This is a genomic window from Ewingella sp. AOP8-B2-18, from assembly GCF_052376015.1.
In the GTDB taxonomy this organism is placed as follows: Bacteria; Pseudomonadota; Gammaproteobacteria; order Enterobacterales; family Enterobacteriaceae; genus Ewingella; species Ewingella allii.
This window is the reverse complement of sequence record NZ_JBQSVB010000003.1, coordinates 266323-288004: the sequence shown is the minus strand read 5'-3', so window position 1 is coordinate 288004 and position 21682 is coordinate 266323. Positions and strand designations below refer to the sequence as shown.

The following is a 21682-nucleotide window of genomic DNA, read 5'->3' as shown; positions in this document are numbered from 1 at the left end:
CTCCATCATTTTTATGAAAAGAAAGTTTGGCCTTCGCCCGGCGTTAAAGCGTAAACGGCTATAGCGTTCTTTTTTGCGATTGGGAAAGTGAAGTGCTGAATACTAGATAAATGGATATCTCCCCTCTTTAAGTAAGAGAATCGCTAAATAACTTTTAGTTTTAATAACTAAACGATTAAGTAAAACCAAAAAAAAAAAAACAAAAAAACTCATACCAATGATTTATTTACCCTTTATTCATCTGAGATAAATACTCGCTATTTCATTTACCTTTAATTTAGTTTCGCAGGATTATACTCTCTCACTCTATAACCAATTAGGAATAACCCAACCTTTTAGCGCAAGGAGTACTCGACGAATAGATAAAATCATAGCCATCAAAATACATATAAAATATAAATAATATTAAAAATCATTATTCAAGGAATGAATATATGCTCAGGGAATCATTATTATCCGTTTGTGGATGGAAAGAATGTACAGCTTCTGATTATGCCAATATCTATATGCTCTATGGTGGCAGTAGTAATACTCATCCAGAGATTATTGATTTCATTAATTCGGAAAACCGCCATAAACTGCGCTATTTTGCTAAACAGGAACACGGCGAGAAGGTCGCTGCCATCTTTACTAACGACAACATGGACCTGTGCCAGCCGCCAACCGCATCATCACACCAGCATGTTAACTTCGATGAGACGATTTTTCCTGCCAAACCGAGTTCGCGGTTTATCTTACCTTTCAAATCGAAAATCATCTCTGACGTTAATAAAGAAAATATTATCAATTTGCTGCCTAACGTTTTTAATAAACGCAGCGTTTGCCTGGTAAAAGATAAATTCTGTTCAAAGACGCAAAAGAACAGAAGAAATGAAATACATAGTTTTCAACGTAGTGGCGGGGAAATTCGCTCCATAAAAGATTTCACACCCGATGAAATCTGTCATATTTATAAGAAACTCTTCGCTATGCGATGGGGGAAAAGCTTTAGAGATGATTATTTTAACTCTCTCAAATCATTTTCAAATAGATTTCAGAAAATGCTTTTTGGGCACGTCCTGCTGATTGATAACCAGCCGTGCGCCATTGATTATATTGTTAAAACCGACTCCCCCGAATGGTTATATTTTGATGTTGTGAATGGCGGGCTGGATCCTAAATACAAACACCTCAGCCTGGGCAGCATACTCATGTGGCTGAATATCCAAGAGGCCAAGACTGTGGCGCAGACTGCGCAAAAAGCGATGCGAGTGAATCTCGGCAAACCCACAATGGAGTACAAAAAGAGGTGGGCACATTGCCATACGCTTTATCGAACGTTGTGAAAGGCGAGAGGGATAAAAGAGAGTACTTGGAGCGGGTGAAGGGAATCGAACCCTCGTATGCAGCTTGGGAAGCTACCGTTCTACCATTGAACTACACCCGCTTTGGTGTGCGTGGGCATTATAACCCGTTACGTGCGGCGAGCAAGGCGTGTTTTGCGATATGCGCTTGAGATTTAAGCAATTAGCCTTGCGGACTGCTTCGGGCATGAAAAAGGGAGCCGAAGCTCCCTTTTATCACACTCGCCGATGCGAACTTATTTCGTTGGGCGCAGCGCCGGGAACAGAATAACGTCGCGGATGGTATGGCTGTTGGTGAACAGCATAACCATACGGTCGATACCGATACCCAAACCAGCCGTCGGCGGTAGACCGTGCTCCAGCGCGGTGACGTAGTCTTCGTCGTAAAACATCGCTTCGTCGTCGCCTGCGTCTTTCGCTGCAACCTGATCGGCGAAACGCTGTGCCTGATCTTCTGCATCGTTCAGCTCGGAGAAGCCGTTACCGATTTCACGACCGCCGATGAAGAACTCGAAGCGATCTGTCACTTCTGGGTTCTCGTCGTTACGGCGCGCCAGCGGAGAAACCTCTGCTGGGTATTCGGTGATGAAGGTCGGCTGGATCAGCTGCGCTTCGGCAGTTTCTTCGAAGATCTCAGTCACGATGCGGCCAAGGCCCCAGTTCTTCTCAATCTTGATACCGATGGATTCAGCGATCGCCGTGGCTTTCGCCATATCGTCGAGATCAGCCACGTTGGTTTCAGGACGGTATTTGCAGATGGCTTCTTTCATCGTCAGCTTGGCAAAAGGCTTGCCGAAGTCGAAGGTCTGGTCGCCATAAACGATCTGCGGGTTGCCGTCGTTGACTTGCTCAGCCAGCGTACGGAACAGGCTCTCGGTCAGGATGATCAGGTCTTTGTAATCCGCGTACGCCATATAGAGTTCCATCATAGTGAACTCTGGGTTATGACGCGGAGAAACGCCTTCGTTACGGAAGTTACGGTTGATCTCAAATACGCGATCAAAGCCGCCAACCACTAAACGCTTCAGGTACAGTTCCGGCGCGATACGCAGGTACATGTCGATATCAAGCGCGTTATGGTGAGTGATGAACGGACGAGCCGCAGCGCCGCCAGGGATCACTTGCATCATAGGCGTTTCTACTTCCATAAAGCCCTGATTGACCATAAAGGTACGGATCGCAGCCATGATTTGTGAACGCACTTTGAAGGTTTTGCGCGATTCGTCATTAGCAATCAGGTCGAGGTAACGCTGACGGTAACGCGTTTCCTGATCCGCCAGACCGTGGAACTTGTCCGGCAACGGACGCAGCGCTTTGGTCAACAGACGCAGTTCAGAACAGTGGATAGACAACTCACCGGTCTTAGTTTTGAACAACTTACCGCGAGCACCCAGGATATCGCCCAAGTCCCACTTCTTGAATTGTTCGTTATAAATGCCTTCAGCCAGATCATCGCGAGCAACGTAAAGCTGAATACGACCGCCCACATCCTGCAAGGTAACGAAAGAGGCTTTACCCATAATACGACGCGTCATCATGCGGCCAGCGACGGTCACTTCAACGCCTAAATCTTCCAGCTCTTCGTTCTCTTTGCTATCGTATTTAGCGTGGATTTCGTCAGAAATGCTGTCACGACGGAAATCGTTCGGGAAAGCGATGCCGGTTTCACGCAGTGCAGCCAGCTTCTCACGACGTGCCTTCAGCTCGTTGTTTAGATCTGGTACTTGCTCAGCGCCCTGCGCTTTTGATTGCTGTTCAGCGGACGGTTGTTGCTCAGACATTTTGGTTCCTCATAACCCGGCTTTCAAACTTGCTTCAATGAATTTATCCAGGTCGCCATCCAAAACGGCCTGCGTGTTTCGTGTCTCAACGCCAGTGCGCAGATCTTTGATACGTGCATCATCGAGCACGTAAGAACGAATCTGGCTGCCCCAGCCGATGTCTGACTTGTTGTCTTCCATCTGCTGTTTATCAGCATTTTTCTTTTGCATCTCAAACTCATAAAGCTTGGCTTTCATCTGCTTCATGGCCTGATCTTTGTTTTTATGCTGAGAACGGTCGTTCTGGCATTGGGTCACAATGTTGGTCGGAAGGTGGGTAATACGTACCGCAGATTCCGTTTTGTTAACGTGCTGACCACCCGCACCTGACGCGCGGTATACGTCGATACGCAGGTCGGCAGGGTTAATTTCAATCTCGATATCGTCATCCACTTCTGGGTAAACGAAGGCCGAGCTGAAGGAGGTATGACGACGGCCGCCGGAATCGAACGGGCTTTTACGAACCAGACGATGAACGCCGGTTTCAGTGCGCAGCCAGCCGAAAGCGTAGTCACCGGTGATCTTGATGGTGGCTGATTTCAGGCCCGCGACGTCGCCGTCGGACTCTTCAATCATCTCAGTTTTAAAGCCTTTGGCTTCGGCCCAGCGCAGGTACATACGCACCAGCATGCTGGCCCAGTCCTGAGCTTCTGTACCGCCGGAACCGGCTTGGATATCCAGATAGCAGCTTGCGCTGTCGTATTCACCGGAGAACATGCGTCGGAATTCCAACTGCTCCAGCTTCGCGGTCAGTTGGTCGAGTTCTTCAACGGCTTCGTGGAAAGTCTCTTCGTCGTCAGCCTCAACCGCCAGTTCCAGCAAGCCTGACACATCGTCACGGCCCTGAGTTAACTGGTCGATGGTTTCAACGATAGCTTCCAGTGCGGAACGCTCTTTGCCCAGCGCCTGTGCGCGTTCTGGCTCGTTCCAAACGTCCGGCTGTTCCAGCTCGGCGTTAACTTCTTCTAGGCGCTCTTTCTTGGCATCATAGTCAAAGATACCCCCTAAGGACGTTTGTCCGCTCGGACAGGTCCTGAATTCGGTTTTTTACCGGATTAATTTCAAACATGATTTTCGCGTCTTACGTTGATTCGGAGTTGGCCCAATGCCATTCGAACCGCTGATTCTAGCGGAATTAGCGGCTCTTTTATAGCAAGTTGCTGTTTTTTTAGCGCCGTCTGTAAGACGACGCCAAGGCTATCCGAGAGGGTGGAAAAGGCTTATTTCGGCCACAAATGCTGAATAATCAGCTGAACGCTGCGATTTCCGCGATATTCATTAATATCCAGCCGATAGGCCAGTTCAACTTCTCGCACGCTGCTGTCCGGCCAAAAAGTCGGATCGATGTTGAACGCAATGCCGTCGAGCAGCGGCCCGCCGCCAATAGGCTCAATCATCAGTTTTAGATGGCGCTCTTTGAGCAGCTTTTGTTGCAAGATGCGGAAACGCCCGTCGAAGGTTGGCTCGGGGAAGGACTGTCCCCAAGGGCCGCCGTCGCGCAACAGCTCGGCGGTATCAATGGTCAGCTCCTGACCCGCCAGCTCGCCGTCAGACCAAATCACGCCTTCCAGATGCGAGGGATCCAGCCATTCGCCGACCAATTCTGCAAACCGATCGCGGAACTCATCAAATTTGGCTTCTTCCAGCGACAAGCCTGCCGCCATTGCGTGCCCGCCAAACTTCATCATGAGACCCGGATGCAAGGTATCAATACGCTCGAGAGCGTCGCGCATATGTAAACCGGCAATGGAACGGCCGGAGCCTTTCAATACGCCGTCGCCAGCCGGAGCAAAAGCAATGACCGGCCGATTGAAACGCTCTTTGAGGCGTGAAGCCAAAATGCCCACCACGCCCTGATGCCACTCTGGGTGATACATCGCCAGACCATAGGGCAGCGCGTCGCTGCTGCTTTCCAGCTTGTCGCACAGCGCCAGCGCCTCGACCTGCATCCCCTGCTCGATTTCTCGACGGGTTTGGTTCAAAGCGTCTAAATCACTGGCCAGCGCCCGCGCCTGCGCAATGTCATCACTGAGCAGCAACGCCACGCCCACCGACATATCATCTAAGCGCCCCGCCGCATTTAAACGCGGGCCGAGGGCAAAGCCGAGGTCACTGGCCGCCAGCGTGCGCGCTTCGCGATTTGCCACTTCTAACAAGGCTCGAATGCCTGGACGGCACTTACCTGCGCGAATGCGATTCAGCCCCTGATAAACCAAAATGCGGTTATTGGCATCGAGAGGTACCACGTCAGCCACGGTGCCTAACGCCACTAAATCTAACCATTCGGCAAGATTTGGCGCGGTAAGGCCCTGCTCTTCGAACCAGCCGCTTTTATTGAGCGCGGCGCGAAGGGCCAGCATCAAGTAGAAGGCTACGCCAACGCCCGCCAAGGATTTGGAGGGGAATTCGCAACCGTGCAGATTGGGGTTAATAATGGCTTCAGCGGCAGGCAGGGTGTCGCCCGGCAAGTGGTGATCGGTGACCAGCACTTGAATGCCTTTCTCGTGGGCTAAGTCGACGCCCGCGTGAGATGAAATGCCGTTATCAACTGTCAGAATCAGTTCGGCCCCCCGCGCGGCGGCTTGTTCAACCACCTCAGGGCTAAGCCCGTAACCATCTTCAAAACGGTTAGGCACCAGATACTTTATCTCGCTGCATCCCATGCTGCGCAGCGAAAGTACGGTTAGCGCGGTGCTGGTCGCGCCATCGGCGTCGAAGTCGCCCACCACCATAATGCGCAGGCGGTCGCGCAGGGCTTTCTGCAATAATTCTACGGCAGCATCAATGCCATCAAGTTGCTGATATCCCAGCAATCCTTTAACACTGCGCTCAAGCTCCTGCGCACCTTTAATACCGCGCGCGCTGTATAAGCGGCGCAGTAAAGGTGAAAGCTCGGCAGGGAGATTAGCGCCGTCAGCTGCCTGACGACGACGAAGTTGGGTCTGCAAAGTCACTTAAAATCAACCACCGGTTTTTTGTGAAGGTTCCTGCGCGTCGAGCATGGCGGCCATCTCTTTTGGCGGCTGGTAACCTGGGATCATCATGCCGTTTTCAAGCACAATCGCCGGAGTTCCCGATACGCCGAACTGAACGCCCAATTGGAAATGTTTGGAGATGTCGGTTTTACAGCTCGCTGGAGAAATATCGTCGCCACGCATCGCCGCATCAAAGGACTGTTTGCGGTTGCCGGTGCACCAGATGGACTGCATGTCTTTTTCCGCTTTGGAATTCAGACCCTGACGAGGGAAAGCCAGATAACGCACGGTAATGCCGAGATCGTTATAGTCCTGCATCTGCTGGTGCAGCTTGTGGCAATAGCCGCAGGTAATGTCGGTAAACACCGTGATCACATGTTTTTCTTTCGCCGCTTTATAGATGATCATTTCGCTTTTCAGCGAATCTAACTTTTTGATAAGCATCTGGTTAGTAACGTTCACAGGCTGGGTGCCACTGACATCAAACATCGGGCCTTGCAGAACGTGTTTACCGTCTTCGGTGACATAAATCACGCCGCTGTCAGTCGTTACCGCTCTCAAACCGGCGACCGGCGAGGGCTGAACTTCAACGTTTTTCATTCCGAGCTTGTTCAGGGTTCCCTGGACTGCCGCATCGTCAGCCTGGGCCGCGCCAGTAATACAGGCAGCCAGTAACGTTAACAGCATTAAACCTTTTTTCATCATTTCGTCCTTTATCTCCTCGCGCGTTAGCCGCGAGGGTGATGTTGTTGATGTAGCTGTTTAAGTCGTTCAGTCGCTACATGGGTATAAATTTGAGTGGTCGACAGATCGCTGTGACCTAATAGCATTTGTACGACACGCAAGTCAGCCCCGTGGTTCAGTAAATGGGTGGCAAAAGCGTGACGTAAGACGTGCGGAGAGAGCCGCTCGGCATCAATACCCGCAAGGATCGCATAGTGTTTGATGCGATGCCAGAAAGTCTGGCGGGTCATTTTCTGCGCGCGGTTGCTCGGGAATACCACATCTACCGAAGCCCCGTTGAGCATCCACGGGCGACCATGTTCGAAGTAGTTTTCAATCCAATACACCGCCTCTTCGCCCATCGGCACCAGCCGCTCTTTGTCGCCTTTACCGATGACACGCACCACGCCTTGGCGCAGGCTGATATCGCTGAGCGTTAAACCGACCAGCTCCGAGACGCGCAGGCCGGTGGCATAGAGCAACTCCAGCATTGCCTTGTCGCGCAGCTCCAATGGAATATCAACGTTGGGGGCAGCCAGAAGCGCGTCGACCTGCGCCTCGCTAAGATCCTTTGGCAAACGCTGAGGCAGTTTTGGCGAGGAGAGCAGCGCCGTCGGGTCATCGTAGCGCAGCGATTCGCGGTTCATATATTGAAACAGGCGACGCATCGCGCTGAGCAGGCGAGCCGAACTGGTGGCCTTATAGCCGCCCTCGACGCGTTCAGCCAGAAAAGCCTGGAGATCGGCAGCCTGCACGTTCGTCAGGTCGGTTTCATGGTGACTCAGCCAGCCGAGCAGGGATTTCAAATCCAGACGATAAGACGCCAGCGTATTTTCCGCGAGATTACGCTCTATCCATAGCGTATCCAAAAACTGCTCGCAAAGAGCCTGATCATGGTCAGCATTCGGCACGTTGACTCCTTAATTTCATTCGGCTGCGTCCTCAACGAGGGTTTCAGCGTCCGGCGATTAGCCCTCATTATGCCTGCCATTGTGACGGAGTGCTGAGCAAATCTGTTACACTATCTGCCATTCACATTCTTATGACGTTACGGCAACAAGCATGAAGATTGGTCTTTTTTACGGCTCAAGCACCTGTTACACCGAAATGGCCGCGGAGAAAATTCGCGAAATTCTGGGTGAAGAGCTGGTCGATTTGCACAATTTGAAAGATGTCGATCCGGTCAAAATGGAAGAGTATGACATTCTGATCCTCGGCATTCCGACGTGGGATTTCGGCGAAATACAGGAAGATTGGGAAGCCATTTGGGACAAACTTCCGACGCTGGATCTCAACGGAAAAATTATCGCCATGTACGGCATGGGAGACCAGCTGGGCTACGGGGAATGGTTCCTCGACGCACTCGGCATGCTTTATGATCGCTTACTGCCACTGGGCGTGCAGTTTATTGGCTTCTGGCCGATTGACGGTTTTGAATTCACCAGTCCAAAACCGCTGAGTGCCGACGGCAAGCACTTCGTCGGCCTGGCGCTTGATGAAGTCAACCAGTACGATTTGAGTGAAGCACGTCTGCAAGACTGGTGCGACCAAATCTTGATAGAGATGGACGCGCTACTCGGCTAATGCCGCCCGCCACAGGAGGCTCAGCACTCGAGCCTCTTGGGCTATACCCTTTGCGCACATCCGAAGCGGGTTACTGCTGGCCGTTTTCCTGCTGCTGAGCACTCAGCAATAGCTGGCGCAAACGCCGCCACTCTTCCTGACTCATGCTGTCTGATGAAAGCCACAGCTTCTGCCGTGAACTCTTCATCGCCTGCCTTAAGCCACCTTTGCGCTTTTCGCGCTGCAATGACAAAAGCATGCCGCTTTTCAGCATCCACGCCGGTTTGATGATAACCCACTCTTGCTGCTGCCAAATAACCCGCTGGTTATTGAGCAGGCTTATCTCACCGTGACGCGACGTAATGCGCCGCTGGCTGCGAATACATTCGAAAATGACCACCAGCAGTAGCGTCATCCACACTGGCCAATAGCCCGCAGACCAAGGCGCCAGCAGAATAAGCAACATTATCGCACCGTGGATCCCCAGTGAGATGAGCTGCGATCGCCATGAAACCCGTAAATCACATTGCCACAGGGCCACGGTCTTTATTTCGCGTCTGAATGAGGGCCACCATCCGTTGTAACTCGGCATCTTTTGGTTCGCCGTGATTCATCAACCAGTTGAATAAATCCGGGTCATCACAGGTCAACAAACGGGCAAATAGCGCCTTATCGGTATCATCAAGGCTGTCATACTCATATTCAAAAAAAGGCATGATGGAGATATCAAGCTCGCGCATACCGCGACGACAAGCCCAGTGAATGCGGGACTTGTTATGAATATCCAGTGGGGCTTTGCTTTCCATAGGCTGGCTCTTTATTGGAGTACATTAATGATTATTTTATCGGTCTGGGAAGATTCTACCAGCCTGCACACCTCAGGCGTAACCTTTACATGCCTCAATGTTCATATCTCCATCACGCCTCGCATAAAGACAAGCAACGGTGATGTAACGCGCCATTCTCCTGCGAGGTGTCTTGGAAATGGCATAAATTGAGTTTGCAAAGCAGGCTAGCTCTTTTACCATGAAGTTAATTGTCCATTTACCTCAGCCTAGGATTGCATCATGGCGTACAAGTTTCCGTTTCCACCGCAAAAACCTTCAGCTTCATCACATCTGCCGCTGACTTTAATTTCACTGGAAGACTGGGCGATGGTCACCATGACCGGCGCAGATACAGTGAAATATTTGCAAGGTCAGGTCACGGCCGACGTCGAGGCGCTCTCTCCAGACCAACACATCCTGTGTGCTCACTGCGATGCGAAAGGCAAAATGTGGAGCAATATGCGTCTGTTCAAGCGCGGGGACGGCATGGCTTTCATCGAGCGCCGCAACCTGCGTAACCAGCAGATGACCGAAATGAAAAAGTACGCAGTGTTCTCCAAAGTGACGTTCACTGAAGACGACGACGTGGTGCTGCTGGGCGTGGCCGGTTTCCAGGCCAACGCCGCCCTGAAAGGCGTATTCTCCAGCTTGCCTACTGCCGAACAGCCGGTGGTTCAGCAAGATGAAAGCACCCTGCTGTACCTGCCGCTGCCGGCCGAGCGCTATCTGATTGTCACCAGCCCTGAAAAGGCGGAACAAGTGGTAACGGAGATTGGCGATCAGGCCCAGTTGAATGACAGCCAACAGTGGCTGGCGCTGGATATTGAAGCTGGTTATCCGGTAATTGATACCGTCAACACCGTGCAATTCATCCCGCAGGCCACCAATATTCAGGCGCTGGACGGCATCAGCTTCAGTAAAGGCTGCTACGCCGGTCAGGAGATGGTGGCGCGCGCCAAATACCGCGGAGCCAATAAACGCGCTCTGTACTGGCTGGCGGGTAAAGCCAGCAAGGTTCCAGCTGCCGGGGATGATTTAGAGTTACAACTGGGTGAGAACTGGCGTCGTACCGGCACCATTCTGGCCGCCAGCCAGCTCAACGACGGTTCACTGTGGGTACAAGCCGTGCTCAACAATGACCTCGACGCCGACGCCAACCTGCGCGTACGCGACGACGCCGCAAGCCAGCTGAGCATCCAGCCGCTGCCGTATTCGTTGGTGGAAGAGAAGTAATTGAAATAATGGAGGAAAGATATTTTCCTCCCTCAATAGCAGACGCTGAATTTACCTATATCATTCGCACTGTATCAAGGCGGCAAGGGGATGAATCCCTGAGAGCTTACACTGGTAAGTGACCTGGGTGAGTCCCCGCAGCCAACGCTGAGACAGTGCGAAGGATGAAGTAATTGAAAAGGATTTCTCTCCCTCAATAGCAGACGCTGGATTTACCTAAATCATTCACACTGTATCAAGGCGGCAAGGGGATGAATCCCTGAGAGCTTACACTGGTAAGTGACCAGGGTGAGTCCCCGAAGCCAACGCAGAGACAGTGCGAAGGATGACGTAATTGAAAAAGATCTCTCTCCATCAATAGCAGACGCTGGATTTACCTAAATCATTCGCACTGTATCAAGGCGGCAAGGGGATGAATCCTTGGGAGCTTACACTGGTAAGTGACCAAGGTGAGTTCACGCAGCCAACGCTGAGACAGTGCGAAGAATGAAGTAATTGAAAAAGATTTCTCTCCACCAATAGCAGACGCTGGATTTACCTAAATCATTTGCACTGTATCAAGGCGGCAAGGGGATGAATCCCTGGGAGCTTACACTGGTAAGTGACCAGGGTGAATCCCCGCAGCCAACGCTGAGACAGTGCGAAGGATGAAGGTAAATCAGATATAGAAGTAAACCGCGAAGAAATGGCAGGCACACCCGCCCAGCACAAAGCCGTGCCAGATAGCATGCCCGAAGCGAATTCGCTTAGAGGCGTAGAAAATCACCCCCAGCGTATATAGCAACCCGCCGATAGCCAGCAGCGCTACGCCGCCCGCAGAAAGACGTACCGCCAGCTGATAAATAACAATCAGTGACAGCCAGCCCATGGTGAGATAAGTGATCAGCGACAGCACTTCAAACCGATGTGCAAAGGCCATTTTAAAAATCACGCCAAACAGCGCCAGTCCCCAAATGACCGCCAACAGGCCTCTTGCCAGCGGCGAGTTCAACCCCACCAGCAGGAATGGCGTATAGGTGCCGGCGATTAAGATATAAATGGCGCAGTGATCGAGCTTTTTCAGCCAGTATTTGGCTTTTTCATGCGGAATGGCATGGTACAGCGTGGAAGCCAAAAACAGCAGGATCATGCTGCCGCCGTAGAGGCTATAGCTAGTGATTGCTATCACGCCAGCATTGGTCGCCATAGCTTGAACAAGAAGTAAAACCAGTCCTACGATACCCAACACCAACCCGACGCCATGGCTGAGGCTGTTGGCTATCTCTTCGGCCCAGGGATAAGCCTGAGGCAACGATTTAGTCATAAATTACTAACCCTCGAGGTAATTTTGATAAAAGATTGAGAAGAAAAATTGGTCAAAAATTTACCTACTCAGTAGGGTAACTGAGAATAATTCCAGTGTACACGTGTAAGCCAAAAATTAGTATTAACTGTTGTAACATACTCTTAGCTTGGTAAGCATTTCGGAACAACCCGAGTCTGAAGCCCTTCTAATCGTTCAAGTTATTAATAATTCCGGTGAATTATCATTCGAGAAAAATCTCGGCTGATTTATGTAAAGACATGATTTTTTGGCCTCATCGGATTATCGTAGGGGGGAATTCCCTGCCAATGACTGAGGTTTGATTATGTCTGTAGCTTCTCCCGCGCTGAATTTCGGCTCAATGACCGACGTTTTTCAGTTCCTGATGGAAATCGACAAACTGAAAAGCGTACAACGCCGCACTAAGGTGCTTGGCACTCAGCGTCAGGAAAACTCAGCAGAGCACAGCTGGCATTTCGCTGTGGCGGCTATGTCCCTCGCGCCCTACGCGCCTAAAGATGTCGATATTCAGAAAGTGATCCGCATGGCTCTGGTACACGACATCGTGGAGATCGACGCCGGCGACGTGCTGGTGTATGACCTTGCCGCCCGCGAAGCCGTGCATGACCAAGAAGTGTTGGCGGCTAAACGCCTGTTCGGCATGCTGCCTGCGCCACTCGATCAGCAGTTCCTTGATTTGTGGAATGAGTACGAAGCTGGTGAAACCCCGGAAGCGCGCTTTGCGCTGGTGATTGACCGTATTCTGCCGGTGGTGATGAACCTGAACAATAAAGGTCAAAGCTGGGTGGAGAACAATATCCGTCTGGAGCAGGTTCTGGCGCGCAATTCTTTCATTGGCGACATCAATCCAGAGCTGTGGCAACACATTCGCGGCCATCTGGACCATGCTCATGCCCAGGGCTGGTTGAAGTAATGTTTACGCCTCCCTAGCGAAGAGGGAGGCGTGTTTAGCACTTATTTCGGCACGCTGAGCGCCGTCTGGTCTACATAGGGCTTCATGATGGCATCCGCTTTTTCCTGCGCAGCCGCCGCAGCAGCCTGTGGCGTGACTTTCTGGTCATTGACCAAGGCCCCGAGCTGGTTTTCCATCGCCTGACGCACGGCCACCGTCTCATAGGTTGAATACCACGGATAGGCGTATTTCAGCTGTTGCAGAGCAATTTCGGCACGCGGGTCTTTCGCCAAATAATCCTTCATTTCCGGCAAATCATAAGAGGCAATACGCGGCGAGAAATAGCCGGTGAAACGGCTCCACGCGCCATTCACTTTCGGGCTAACCAGATATTGCAGGAAGGTATAAGCCGCCTTTTTCTGGTCGTCAGTGATGCCTTTGAAGCTCACCAGACTTGCCCCGCCGATGCTTACGCCATTACGCACCTTCTGCGGCATCATCGCAACGCCCAGCTCGAAATCTTTGGTGTTTTCCCGCATAAAGCCCAGCGCGCCGGTACTCAGCATGGTCATCCCCAGCTTGCCGGAGAAGAACGCCGCGCTGATCTGCTTGGAGTTCAACACGCCGGATGGCATCACGTTGTCGCGATAAATCAGGTTCTGCCAGAACTGTAATGCACCCACGGTCGAGGCAGTGTTGTAATACACCTCGCCCGGATAATCGGCGTTGAAGTATTGGCCGCCGTTGGCCCGGGTCAGCGCAGAGAGGATCCAGCCGCCGTAGTCATCGTTGGTCGATGGCAACATAATGCCCCACTGCCCTTTGGCTTTATCCGTCAGCTTTTTGGCATCTTCCAGCAGTTCATCCCAGTTCTTCGGCGGCGCAGAAATGCCCGCTTTAGCGAACAAGTCTTTGTTGTAATAGAGAATTGGCGTCGAGTTGTGGAATGGGATCGCATAAGTCACGCCGTTAACCTGCGCGTTTTGGCGCATGGCGGGCCAGAAGTTTTCAGTCAGGAAAGGCGTGGCTTTTTGGTTGCCGTATTTGAACAGGTCGTCCATCGGCAGAATTTCATTTTTGATGGCTAAATCCGCCGTGAAGTTGGCAGACATAATCACCAGCGCCGGAGGCTGGCCTGATTTAGCCGCCGCTTCCGCTTTCACTTTGGTGGTGTCGTAGTTGCCAGTGAAGATACCGCGCACTTCGACATCGGTTTGAGAATCGTTGAACTCTTTGATAACGCGGGTCATTTCCATGGTCAGCTTGCCGTCAACCGGCGCCGGGAACATGAAGTCGATATTCTGTTTTGCTGACGCCGCGCCAGCCGACAGCAGCCCGAGGGCGAGTGTCAGCGCGTGGAGTTTAGGCATAGTGCAACGCATGTTGGATCTCCTGGTGAAGATTTTGCTGGTTTTGGCCCGAAAAAAGATGAAGGTCGTGCAAAGAGAAGTACAAGGTCACGCGGTCGCCCGGTTGTGGGATAACCAAAGTGGATTCTCCCTCGGCCTGAATACGCCGCAGATTTTTAACATTCTGATTTTTCAATAAATAACGAATGTGTCCATAGCCCGTGTCGGCATGGCACAGGTACTCAGCACCCAGCAACTCACGATGATTCAGCGTGACGCTAAGGGCTAAAGTGCGTTCTTCATTCGGCTGGTCGCTCAAGTGCTCAGGGCGAATGCCCAAATAGACTTCGTTCAAGCCATGCGCGTGCTCGCTCTCTGGTAAGGCAATAGCGTGATCGCCAAACTGCACCACGCCCTGCTGGCAAGGCAGTTTGAAGATGTTCATCGACGGCGTGCCGATAAATCCGGCAACAAACAGATTGGCGGGCTGGGCATAAAGGGTTTCCGGCGCGCCGATTTGCTGCAAGTGGCCTTTGTCCAACACCGCGATACGGTCGGCCATAGTCATGGCTTCCATCTGGTCATGAGTCACGTAAACTGTGCTATTTTTCAACTGCTTATGCAGCGCCATGATGCCATCTCGGACCTCGGTACGCAGACGCGCATCAAGGTTCGACAGCGGCTCATCCATCAAAAACAGCTTGGGATCGCGCACAATCGCGCGCGCCATTGCCACGCGCTGGCGCTGGCCGCCGGAAAGTTTCCCCGGTTTGCGATCCAGCAGCGGCTCAAGCTGCAACAGCGCAGCCACGCGATCGACGCGCGCTCGATGCTGCGACTTCGGCTCATTGCGCATCCGCATGCCAAAGGTGATGTTCTGCTCAACGGTCATATGCGGGAACAGCGCGTAGTTCTGGAAAATCATCGAGAAGTTGCGCTCGCGCGGCTCCCGCGCGGTAATGTCTTCGCCATCCTGCAAAATTCGCCCACTACTGACGTTTTCCAGCCCCGCCAACAGGCGCAGCAAGGTGCTTTTGCCACAGCCGGACGGCCCCACCAGCACCAGAAACTCGCCGTCGGCGATCTCCAGCGACAGGTTGTTCACCGCCGTGCTGCCTTCAAACTGCTTGCAGATATTCTCAAGACGAATTCGCGACATTATTCGTCATCCACCGGGCAGCTGATGGTAGCGTCATACAGGTACGGCCCCGGATATTGCGAAAGTGGGTGCAAGTAGCTGACTAAGCCCGTTTTCTCCACCAGACGGTGCATCACGCAGGCCGCAGGTTCGAGGTTATAGAAAGGCGCTGGGTTGTGGTGATAGTAAGGCACTTGATGCACGGTACCCGGAATAGTGGTGATGATGGCTTGGCGATACTGAGTGAAAATCAGGCGGTGCGTGTGACCGCAGAATACACGACACAGCGACGGAAAACGGTCAATCAGCGCCAGCAGTTCGTCGCCGTTCTCGCAAGAAATAGAGTCCATCTGCGCCGAACCGACCTTAACTGGCGGATGATGCATAAACACCGCCGTTGGCTTGTCGCCGCCTGCTTTCAACTGCTCTTCCAGCCATGACAGGGTTTCTGGTGTCAAAAAGCCTTTGGACTCGCCCGCCAGGCTGCTGTCGATAAACAGCAAACGCATGTCGAAATCGTCCACCGCGTAGCGCATGTTTTGCGGGTCGTGGCCCAGTTCAGGGCACAGCGGGTGCAGTGCTTCGAGGAACTGCGCTTTGTCGTCATGGTTGCCCGGTATGATGTACAGCGGGTAATGCAGGTTTTGCAGCGTGCGGCGCGCCACCAGATACTCGGCGGGCAGTCCACAGTTGACGATGTCACCGGTGATCACTACCGCGTCAGGGCGCTCTTCCAGCGCATTTAGCTGGTTTACCACCTCGGCATTGCAGGCGTTGACGTCGATAAAGTCATACAGCTTGCGGCCCTGACTACGGAAATGCATATCGGAAATTTGAGCGAGAAACATCGGTAACCCCTTTATTTAACGGCAGTTTATTTAATGCCTGAAAAGCCAAAGCTTTTAAGAAATTGTTTCTGGAACAGAACGAATGCCAGCATTAGCGGCAAGCACACCATCAGCGTGCCTGCGGTGATAAGCCCCCACTGCCCGCCCGACTCCGCGCCCATGGCAAAGGAGACCAGCCCGACGGTGAGCACCTGTTTATCCGGGTCGTTGAGCACCATCAGCGGCCACAGGTATTCATTCCAGTGATAGGTGATGCTGACAGTGGCGAAGGCCAAAATGGCTGGCCACGACATCGGGATCAGCACGCGGAACACCACTTGCCACCAGCGACAGCCCTCCATCAGCGCCGCCTCTTCGATTTCGCGCGGAATGCTCAGAAACGCCTGACGCATCAAGAACACGCCGAACGCCGAAGCGAAGTACGGCATCATCACGCCGGTCAATGTATTGAGCAGGCCGAACTGTTTGAGGATCATCATGTTCGGCACCATCATCACCACCGGCATGATCATCAGTTGGATCAGCAGCAGGTAGAACAGCGTCTGTTTGCCACGAAACTCGTGGTAGGCGAAGACGTAGCCCGCCGTGGTGATGGTCACCAGCTGGACCAAGAAGGTGCCGAAGGAGAAGAAGATGGTGTTGGCGTAGAGCCGCAGCCAGTCGGCACTGTCCCACGCGTCGCGGAAGTTTTGCAGCGTCAGCGGGAAGCGCGGCAGCAGCGACGCCATGCCCGGCCCGAAACTGCTTTCGCTAAAGGAGGCCGACAGCATCCAGATAAAAGGGGCGACCCACAGCAGCGCGCCGCACACCAGCAGAAGCGGCAGCGTAGAACGGCGCGCGCCGCGCAGTAGCAGGGAAGGCTGGCGGCTGCGGCTCTTCGCGCTGGTCACCAGCAGGTTGTCAGACGTTTCAACGCTCATAGTGCGCCCCTCTTTCCAGCACTCGCAGGTTCATCACCGAGAAACCAAACAGTAAAATCAGCGTCAGGAAGGTCGCGGCCGAAGCTTTGCCTAAATCGTGGGTGTCGTTAGCTAAACTTTGGATGTAATAGAGCATCACGGTGGTGGCGTTATTCGGCCCGCCCTGCGTCATCACCGGCACGTGATCGATTTGGGTGATGGCGTAAATCAGCGCGATGGTGACCACAAAACTGATGGTCGGGCGCAGCAGTGGCAAGGTGACATAGAAGAAGGTTTGGATGCGAGATGCCCCTTCCATCATCGCCGCTTCGCGCGCCGAAGCGGGAATCGACTGCAATCCGGCGAGGAAAAACAGCATGTAGTAACCCGCGAATTTCCACACGCCAATCACGCTCAGCGCAATCAGCGCGCTGTCGCTCGCGCCGAGGTAGTTGTTGTTCATCGGCCCGAAAAACTTCGCCAGGTAATAGTCGATAAGCCCCAGCCCCGGCATAAAAATAAACAGCCACAGGGTGGCGGCGCTAACCAGCGGGATAATCATCGGGAAGAAAAAGGCCGTGCGCAGCCAGCGATTGAGCACGGTGTTTTCCCATAGCGCCACCGCCAGCAGCAGCGCCAGCACGATACCGGGGATCACCGTCATCAGAATGTAAGACAGGTTATTAAGCAGCGCGCGCCAGAACACGTCGTCTTGCAGCAGGCGAACATAGTTCTGCAAACCAACAAACGGCGGGTTATCGGAGTTCATCCGGCTGTCATACAGACTGTCGGCCGCAGAACGGAATAAAGGGAAATAGGTGAATAAAAACAGGAAGATCAAGGTGGGCATCAGCACCAACCAGGGGAACAGCGAACGGCGCATTTCTCATTACCGGGCAGTCAAATAAGCCGTTACGCTAAGCTTTCTGTGTTTCAGCCATGTGTCAGTCAGATGATACTTTTTTGTATGAAAATCGAGCGAATGTTACTGAACGAAGTGGGGGAAACCTAAGTGTTAAACTTCCCTAATCTGTCGCCCCAAAGGCGACAAATCAGGAAACCGGCAGTTAACTCAAACCACCACCATCTGCCGCTCTTTGGCTTCGGCGTAAGTTGGCATTGATGAGGCGGCGCCGGCTCGTTCGACACAGACTGAGGCGTAGGCTGAGGCAAATTGCGCGGCGTCGGCGAGGTCGGCTCCGGCGGCGAGTTGGGAGGCGAGCGCGCCGTTGAAGGCGTCGCCTGCACCCGTGGTGTCGACCGGAACAGCAGGAAACGCGGCAACCAAGTCCGTTTTCCCCGCCACCGAGAGCAGCGCACCTTGGGTGCCGAGGGTGATGATCAGCGCCTTAATACCTTTGGCGTGCAATGCTTTTGCGGCCACTTTGGCGGAGGCCACGTCGTGCACTTCAATGCCAGTCAGCAAAGTGCATTCGGTGGCATTCGGCGTCAGTAAATCGACCTGCGACAGCAGGCTGTCAGGCACCGGCTGGAAAGGCGCGGGGTTGAGAATAATAAAGGTGCCGTTATCTTTGGCGATGCCAATCAGCTTCTCAATCGCCGACAGGTTGTTTTCCAGCTGGGTCAGCAGAATGTCGGCGGCGGCAATGGCCGGGCGGCACTGTTCCACTTCGTCATCGGTCACGGTGAGATTCGCGCCGGGGTCGACGGCAATCATGTTCTCCGCATCGGCCCCTGCCACGTAAATCAGCGCGTTGCCGGTGGGACATTCGGCGGTGGAAAACAGGGTCACGGCATCAAACCCGGCGCTGTCGAGATGGCGACGCGCAAAGGTGCCGAAGTCATCTCGCCCGACTTTACCAATGTAGTGAACTCGCGCACCGGCGCGCAGCGCGGCGACGGCCTGATTGGCCCCTTTGCCGCCCGCGCCCATCATGCTGTTGCGGGCAATCAGCGACTCACCCGGCTGAGGAAAACGGGTCATTCCGGCGACAATGTCGAGGTTGAATGATCCAAATACACATACCTTGCCTCTGTTCATACCTCTCTCCTGAGTGAAAAATGTCGCGGTGAAGGTCGCTGTTGCTCAAAACGCCGCTGCGCCGCCAGACAGGCTCCGCGACAACCCGTTTCGTCCGAGACGCCGCTGATAGCGATAGTTAAGCCGTTGGCCGGATGCGGACTGCGCAAATGTGAGCGAATCAGCTGCTGTAGCTTCTCGATAGGGAAAGCCGCCATCGACAGCACGCCGCCGCCCAGCAGCAGATATTGCGGGTCGAGGATGTTCATTTCGCTGGCGACGGTACGCGCCAGACGCTCAATAAACTCCAGCAAATCCGGGTGTTCGCCGTGTTTGACGAACAAGTCTGACATCGCGGTTTGCGGCGCGTGATGGCTGGCCCAACCGCTAAGCCAGTTGCCGGAAGTCAGGGTTTCGACACAGCCCGTCTTACCGCAAGGGCACAGCAAATGGTTGTCTTTTAAGGGGATATGACCAATCTCCCCCGCGCCGCCGTGGGCCCCGTGATAAAAGTCATTATTCAGCCACAGGCTGTTGCCAAACCCGGTACCGAGGTAGACTCCAACGGCGACGTCGGGCAGCACATCGAGACGGGTTAAGTCCCACCACATCAAGTGGTTAACGTCTTTATCCATACTCACCGGCAGGCCGAGACGCGCCGAAAGCTGCTTCGCCACCGGCTGGTTATCGAGCGCCGGAATAAAAGGCAGCGATAACACGGTATTGCGGTCGCGGGACAAAATCCCCGGCAATCCGAGCATCACCCCAGACACCTGTGCAGCAGTGCCTTGCAGGTACGCGGCAAGCAGTTGCTCAAGCCCGCCGAGTGGGTCAGCCAGTTCGGCCCAAGAGCGGGTCGGCACTTTCTGATATCCCTGAAAAACCTGTTGGTCGTTCATCAGCATCAGCCGCGTGTTGGTGCCGCCAATGTCTACGCCGAGAAAATGCTCCATAGCCTCTCCCGCCCTTAGGCCGCTTGACGCGCCTGACGCATCTGGTCGAGCATTTTGTCCCACGCACTGTCCAAATCCTTATCCAGATTGAACAGGCCGGAGCTGCCGACGATCAGCACTTCCGCCCCCGCGCCCATCAGATCCTGATAGGTATTCACATTGCAGGATCCGTCGATTTCGATCAGATAGCGGTAGTTCTTCTGCTGCTTGAGATCGCGCAGTTGAGCGATTTTATGCAGCATTTCAGGGATGAACGGCTGGCCCGCATAGCCCGGATCCACGGTCATTACGGTGATTTTGTCCAGCAGGTGAATATAGTGCTGGATAAACTCCACCGGGGTGGCCGGGTTAAGCACCACGCCCACTTTTTTACCCAGCGAGCGAATCTGATTGATCACCCGGAAGGCGTCGCGGTTGATGGTTTCGGCATGCGGGCAGATGTAATCCGCTCCGGCTTTAGCAATCGGCTCAATAAAATCGGTCGGGTTTTCCACCATCATGTGTACGTCGAGCACCAGCGGCGTGTGCGGGCGGATCTGCTCGATAAAGAACGGCGACAGGGTGATATTTTTCACATAGTGACCATCCATGATGTCGATGTGCAGCATGTCAGCGCGGCGGTTCAGCACCGCCAGCTGCTGCTTAATGTCGATCAGGCTCATGCACATCAGCGACGGAGAGATTTTGTATTCCATAGTCTGTTCCTGGGTTCAGAGAGATTGAAAATGCGTGTCGTTAAGTCATTAAAAATAAGGTCTAAGGCGCGGCGGCTCGGGCCTTCGCGGCGCTCATCCGCCCTGCTCTTTTCTGCATATAGCGATTGCGGAAGAACTTCAGGCCGAGCACCACAATCAGCACCGCGCCCCACATCGCCAGACTGAAGTGCGGGCTGACGTTCAACAGATTGAGGCCGGTGGAAATCACCTGTAGCACAACCAGTGACAGCACCACGCCGGTCACTCGACCGAAGCCGCCGAAGGGGTCGGTGCCGCCCAAAATAATCGCCAGCACGGTGAGCAGCAGGTAGGAGTCGCCGTAGCCCATGCGCGCCGAGTTGAAGCGCGCCATCATCACTAACCCGGCAATCACGCAGAGCATGCTCGACAGCACGTAGATGGCGATCAGCACGCGGTGGGTATTGACGCCGCTGAAGTGGGTGGCGTTGATGTTGCTGCCGCTCATGTAGATGTATTTGCCCAGACGAGTGCGTTCGAGAAACACCGCGATCAGCACCGCCGTGACTAAGAAGATGATCAGCGGCACCGGAATGCCCAGCAGGGTATCCGCGCCGATGTAGCGCACGATGTCCGGCATGCCGCTGATCGCCGCGCCGCGTGACAAATAGATACCAATGCCGTTAACCATGGTCATGGTCGCCAGCGTCACTAAAATCGGGTGCGCGCCAACATAGGCCACCAGCGCGCCGGTCAACATGCCGATGGCGATCGCCAGCACCATCGCGCCGACCAGCGCCAGCGTCAGCCAGACGGCTTGCAGGCCGAGGCTAGCGTCCGGCGGCAGGTAGGTCAGAAACACCCACGCCATCAGTAAGCTGGTCAGGTTGGAAGTGGCGATAATGCACAGATTAAGGCCGCCGCTGAGGATTGGGATGAACATCGCCAGCGTCAGCAGGCCCAGCTCCGGCAACTGGAAAGCCACACTCATAAAGGTAGAGTTGCTGAAAAAACGGCCGGGCATCGCCAGACTGAAACCGACAATCACCACCACCAGCAGCAGGCTCAGGCCCAGCGTGGTGTTATCAAATTTGAAGCGCGGGCCCGCGCCGCCGGACTTCATTTTTAGGCTCTTGGTTT

21 protein-coding genes and 1 tRNA gene are annotated in these 21682 nt (G+C 53.6%); 4 read left to right on the top strand and 18 right to left on the bottom strand.

The window, feature by feature from the left end:
* Positions 1–434 precede the first annotated feature (434 nt).
* Positions 435–1325 carry a GNAT family N-acetyltransferase gene (locus ACT3RR_RS09230; protein ID WP_496200152.1) on the top strand — a complete coding sequence of 297 codons (891 nt, stop codon included), beginning with the start codon at positions 435–437 and terminating at the stop codon, positions 1323–1325.
* Positions 1326–1352: 27 nt separating this feature from the next.
* Here the strand turns inward: ACT3RR_RS09230 and ACT3RR_RS09225 are convergent.
* The 6 genes from ACT3RR_RS09225 to xerD all read right to left on the bottom strand — a co-directional run bounded on the left by ACT3RR_RS09225 (position 1353) and on the right by xerD (position 7772).
* A tRNA-Gly gene (locus ACT3RR_RS09225) sits at positions 1353–1426 on the bottom strand.
* 153 nt (positions 1427–1579) lie between these two features.
* Entirely contained in the window at positions 1580–3124 is a 1545-nt protein-coding gene (gene lysS / locus ACT3RR_RS09220) for a lysine--tRNA ligase (RefSeq protein WP_353503321.1), read from the bottom strand.
* A 9-nt stretch (positions 3125–3133) separates the two neighbouring features.
* A protein-coding gene (gene prfB, locus ACT3RR_RS09215; protein WP_100936909.1) for a peptide chain release factor 2 occupies positions 3134–4232 on the bottom strand; the annotation gives its coding sequence in 2 pieces (ribosomal slippage) (positions 3134–4156 and positions 4158–4232; 1098 coding nt in all).
* 151 nt (positions 4233–4383) lie between these two features.
* A complete protein-coding gene (recJ, locus tag ACT3RR_RS09210; protein ID WP_485903955.1) occupies positions 4384–6117 on the bottom strand; it encodes a single-stranded-DNA-specific exonuclease RecJ in 1734 nt (577 codons plus the stop codon).
* A 6-nt stretch (positions 6118–6123) separates the two neighbouring features.
* Positions 6124–6840: a bifunctional protein-disulfide isomerase/oxidoreductase DsbC gene (gene dsbC / locus ACT3RR_RS09205; protein ID WP_353504026.1), complete on the bottom strand. Its 717-nt coding sequence runs from the start codon at positions 6838–6840 to the stop codon at positions 6124–6126.
* Positions 6841–6866: 26 nt separating this feature from the next.
* Entirely contained in the window at positions 6867–7772 is a 906-nt protein-coding gene (xerD, locus tag ACT3RR_RS09200) for a site-specific tyrosine recombinase XerD (protein ID WP_485903953.1), read from the bottom strand.
* A gap of 151 nt (positions 7773–7923) precedes the next feature.
* Here xerD and fldB point away from each other — a divergent pair, with 151 nt between their 5' ends.
* Positions 7924–8445 (top strand): flavodoxin FldB, encoded by a 522-nt coding sequence (fldB, locus tag ACT3RR_RS09195; RefSeq protein ID WP_485903951.1) that lies wholly within the window; start codon positions 7924–7926, stop codon positions 8443–8445.
* A 70-nt stretch (positions 8446–8515) separates the two neighbouring features.
* Here fldB and ACT3RR_RS09190 read toward each other — a convergent pair whose 3' ends face one another.
* Both ACT3RR_RS09190 and sdhE read right to left on the bottom strand, forming a co-directional pair.
* On the bottom strand, positions 8516–8965 hold the full coding sequence (locus ACT3RR_RS09190; RefSeq protein ID WP_496200151.1) for a protein YgfX: 450 nt from the start codon (positions 8963–8965) through the stop codon (positions 8516–8518).
* Positions 8946–9212: an FAD assembly factor SdhE gene (sdhE, locus tag ACT3RR_RS09185; protein ID WP_034793525.1), complete on the bottom strand. Its 267-nt coding sequence runs from the start codon at positions 9210–9212 to the stop codon at positions 8946–8948. The genes ACT3RR_RS09190 and sdhE overlap by 20 nt, the downstream gene beginning before the upstream one ends.
* Positions 9213–9491: 279 nt before the next feature.
* Between sdhE and ygfZ the strand changes: the two genes are divergently transcribed.
* Positions 9492–10484, top strand: a complete 993-nt coding sequence (gene ygfZ, locus ACT3RR_RS09180) for a tRNA-modifying protein YgfZ (RefSeq protein ID WP_353503325.1) — start codon at positions 9492–9494, stop codon at positions 10482–10484.
* A gap of 658 nt (positions 10485–11142) precedes the next feature.
* On the opposite strand, the gene trhA is transcribed toward ygfZ, so the two are convergent.
* On the bottom strand, positions 11143–11787 hold the full coding sequence (gene trhA / locus ACT3RR_RS09175; RefSeq protein WP_496200150.1) for a PAQR family membrane homeostasis protein TrhA: 645 nt from the start codon (positions 11785–11787) through the stop codon (positions 11143–11145).
* Between the two features lie 325 nt (positions 11788–12112).
* On the opposite strand from trhA, the gene ACT3RR_RS09170 reads away from it, so the two are divergent.
* On the top strand, positions 12113–12721 hold the full coding sequence (locus ACT3RR_RS09170) for an HD domain-containing protein (RefSeq protein WP_485902591.1): 609 nt from the start codon (positions 12113–12115) through the stop codon (positions 12719–12721).
* A gap of 41 nt (positions 12722–12762) precedes the next feature.
* Here ACT3RR_RS09170 and ACT3RR_RS09165 read toward each other — a convergent pair whose 3' ends face one another.
* From ACT3RR_RS09165 to ACT3RR_RS09125, 9 genes are all read right to left on the bottom strand, one after another.
* Positions 12763–14070 (bottom strand): ABC transporter substrate-binding protein, encoded by a 1308-nt coding sequence (locus tag ACT3RR_RS09165; RefSeq protein ID WP_396131501.1) that lies wholly within the window; start codon positions 14068–14070, stop codon positions 12763–12765.
* Positions 14063–15208, bottom strand: a complete 1146-nt coding sequence (locus tag ACT3RR_RS09160; RefSeq protein ID WP_496200149.1) for an ABC transporter ATP-binding protein — start codon at positions 15206–15208, stop codon at positions 14063–14065. Before ACT3RR_RS09160 ends, ACT3RR_RS09165 begins: the two co-directional genes overlap by 8 nt.
* Complete coding sequence (locus ACT3RR_RS09155; protein WP_034792970.1) at positions 15208–16035, bottom strand: phosphodiesterase; 828 nt, start codon at positions 16033–16035, stop codon at positions 15208–15210. The genes ACT3RR_RS09160 and ACT3RR_RS09155 overlap by 1 nt, the downstream gene beginning before the upstream one ends.
* Positions 16036–16061: 26 nt before the next feature.
* Positions 16062–16955 (bottom strand): carbohydrate ABC transporter permease, encoded by an 894-nt coding sequence (locus ACT3RR_RS09150; RefSeq protein ID WP_496200148.1) that lies wholly within the window; start codon positions 16953–16955, stop codon positions 16062–16064.
* Positions 16945–17817, bottom strand: a complete 873-nt coding sequence (locus tag ACT3RR_RS09145; protein WP_353503330.1) for a carbohydrate ABC transporter permease — start codon at positions 17815–17817, stop codon at positions 16945–16947. The genes ACT3RR_RS09150 and ACT3RR_RS09145 overlap by 11 nt, the downstream gene beginning before the upstream one ends.
* A 189-nt stretch (positions 17818–18006) precedes the next feature.
* Positions 18007–18936 carry a ribokinase gene (gene rbsK, locus ACT3RR_RS09140; RefSeq protein WP_485902584.1) on the bottom strand — a complete coding sequence of 310 codons (930 nt, stop codon included), beginning with the start codon at positions 18934–18936 and terminating at the stop codon, positions 18007–18009.
* A complete protein-coding gene (gene alsK / locus ACT3RR_RS09135) occupies positions 18933–19868 on the bottom strand; it encodes an allose kinase (protein WP_496200147.1) in 936 nt (311 codons plus the stop codon). Before alsK ends, rbsK begins: the two co-directional genes overlap by 4 nt.
* A gap of 14 nt (positions 19869–19882) precedes the next feature.
* Complete coding sequence (gene alsE / locus ACT3RR_RS09130) at positions 19883–20563, bottom strand: D-allulose 6-phosphate 3-epimerase (protein ID WP_100936917.1); 681 nt, start codon at positions 20561–20563, stop codon at positions 19883–19885.
* Positions 20564–20624: 61 nt separating this feature from the next.
* Positions 20625–21665 (bottom strand): ABC transporter permease, encoded by a 1041-nt coding sequence (locus tag ACT3RR_RS09125; protein WP_485902612.1) that lies wholly within the window; start codon positions 21663–21665, stop codon positions 20625–20627.
* Between the last annotated feature and the right edge of the window lie 17 nt (positions 21666–21682).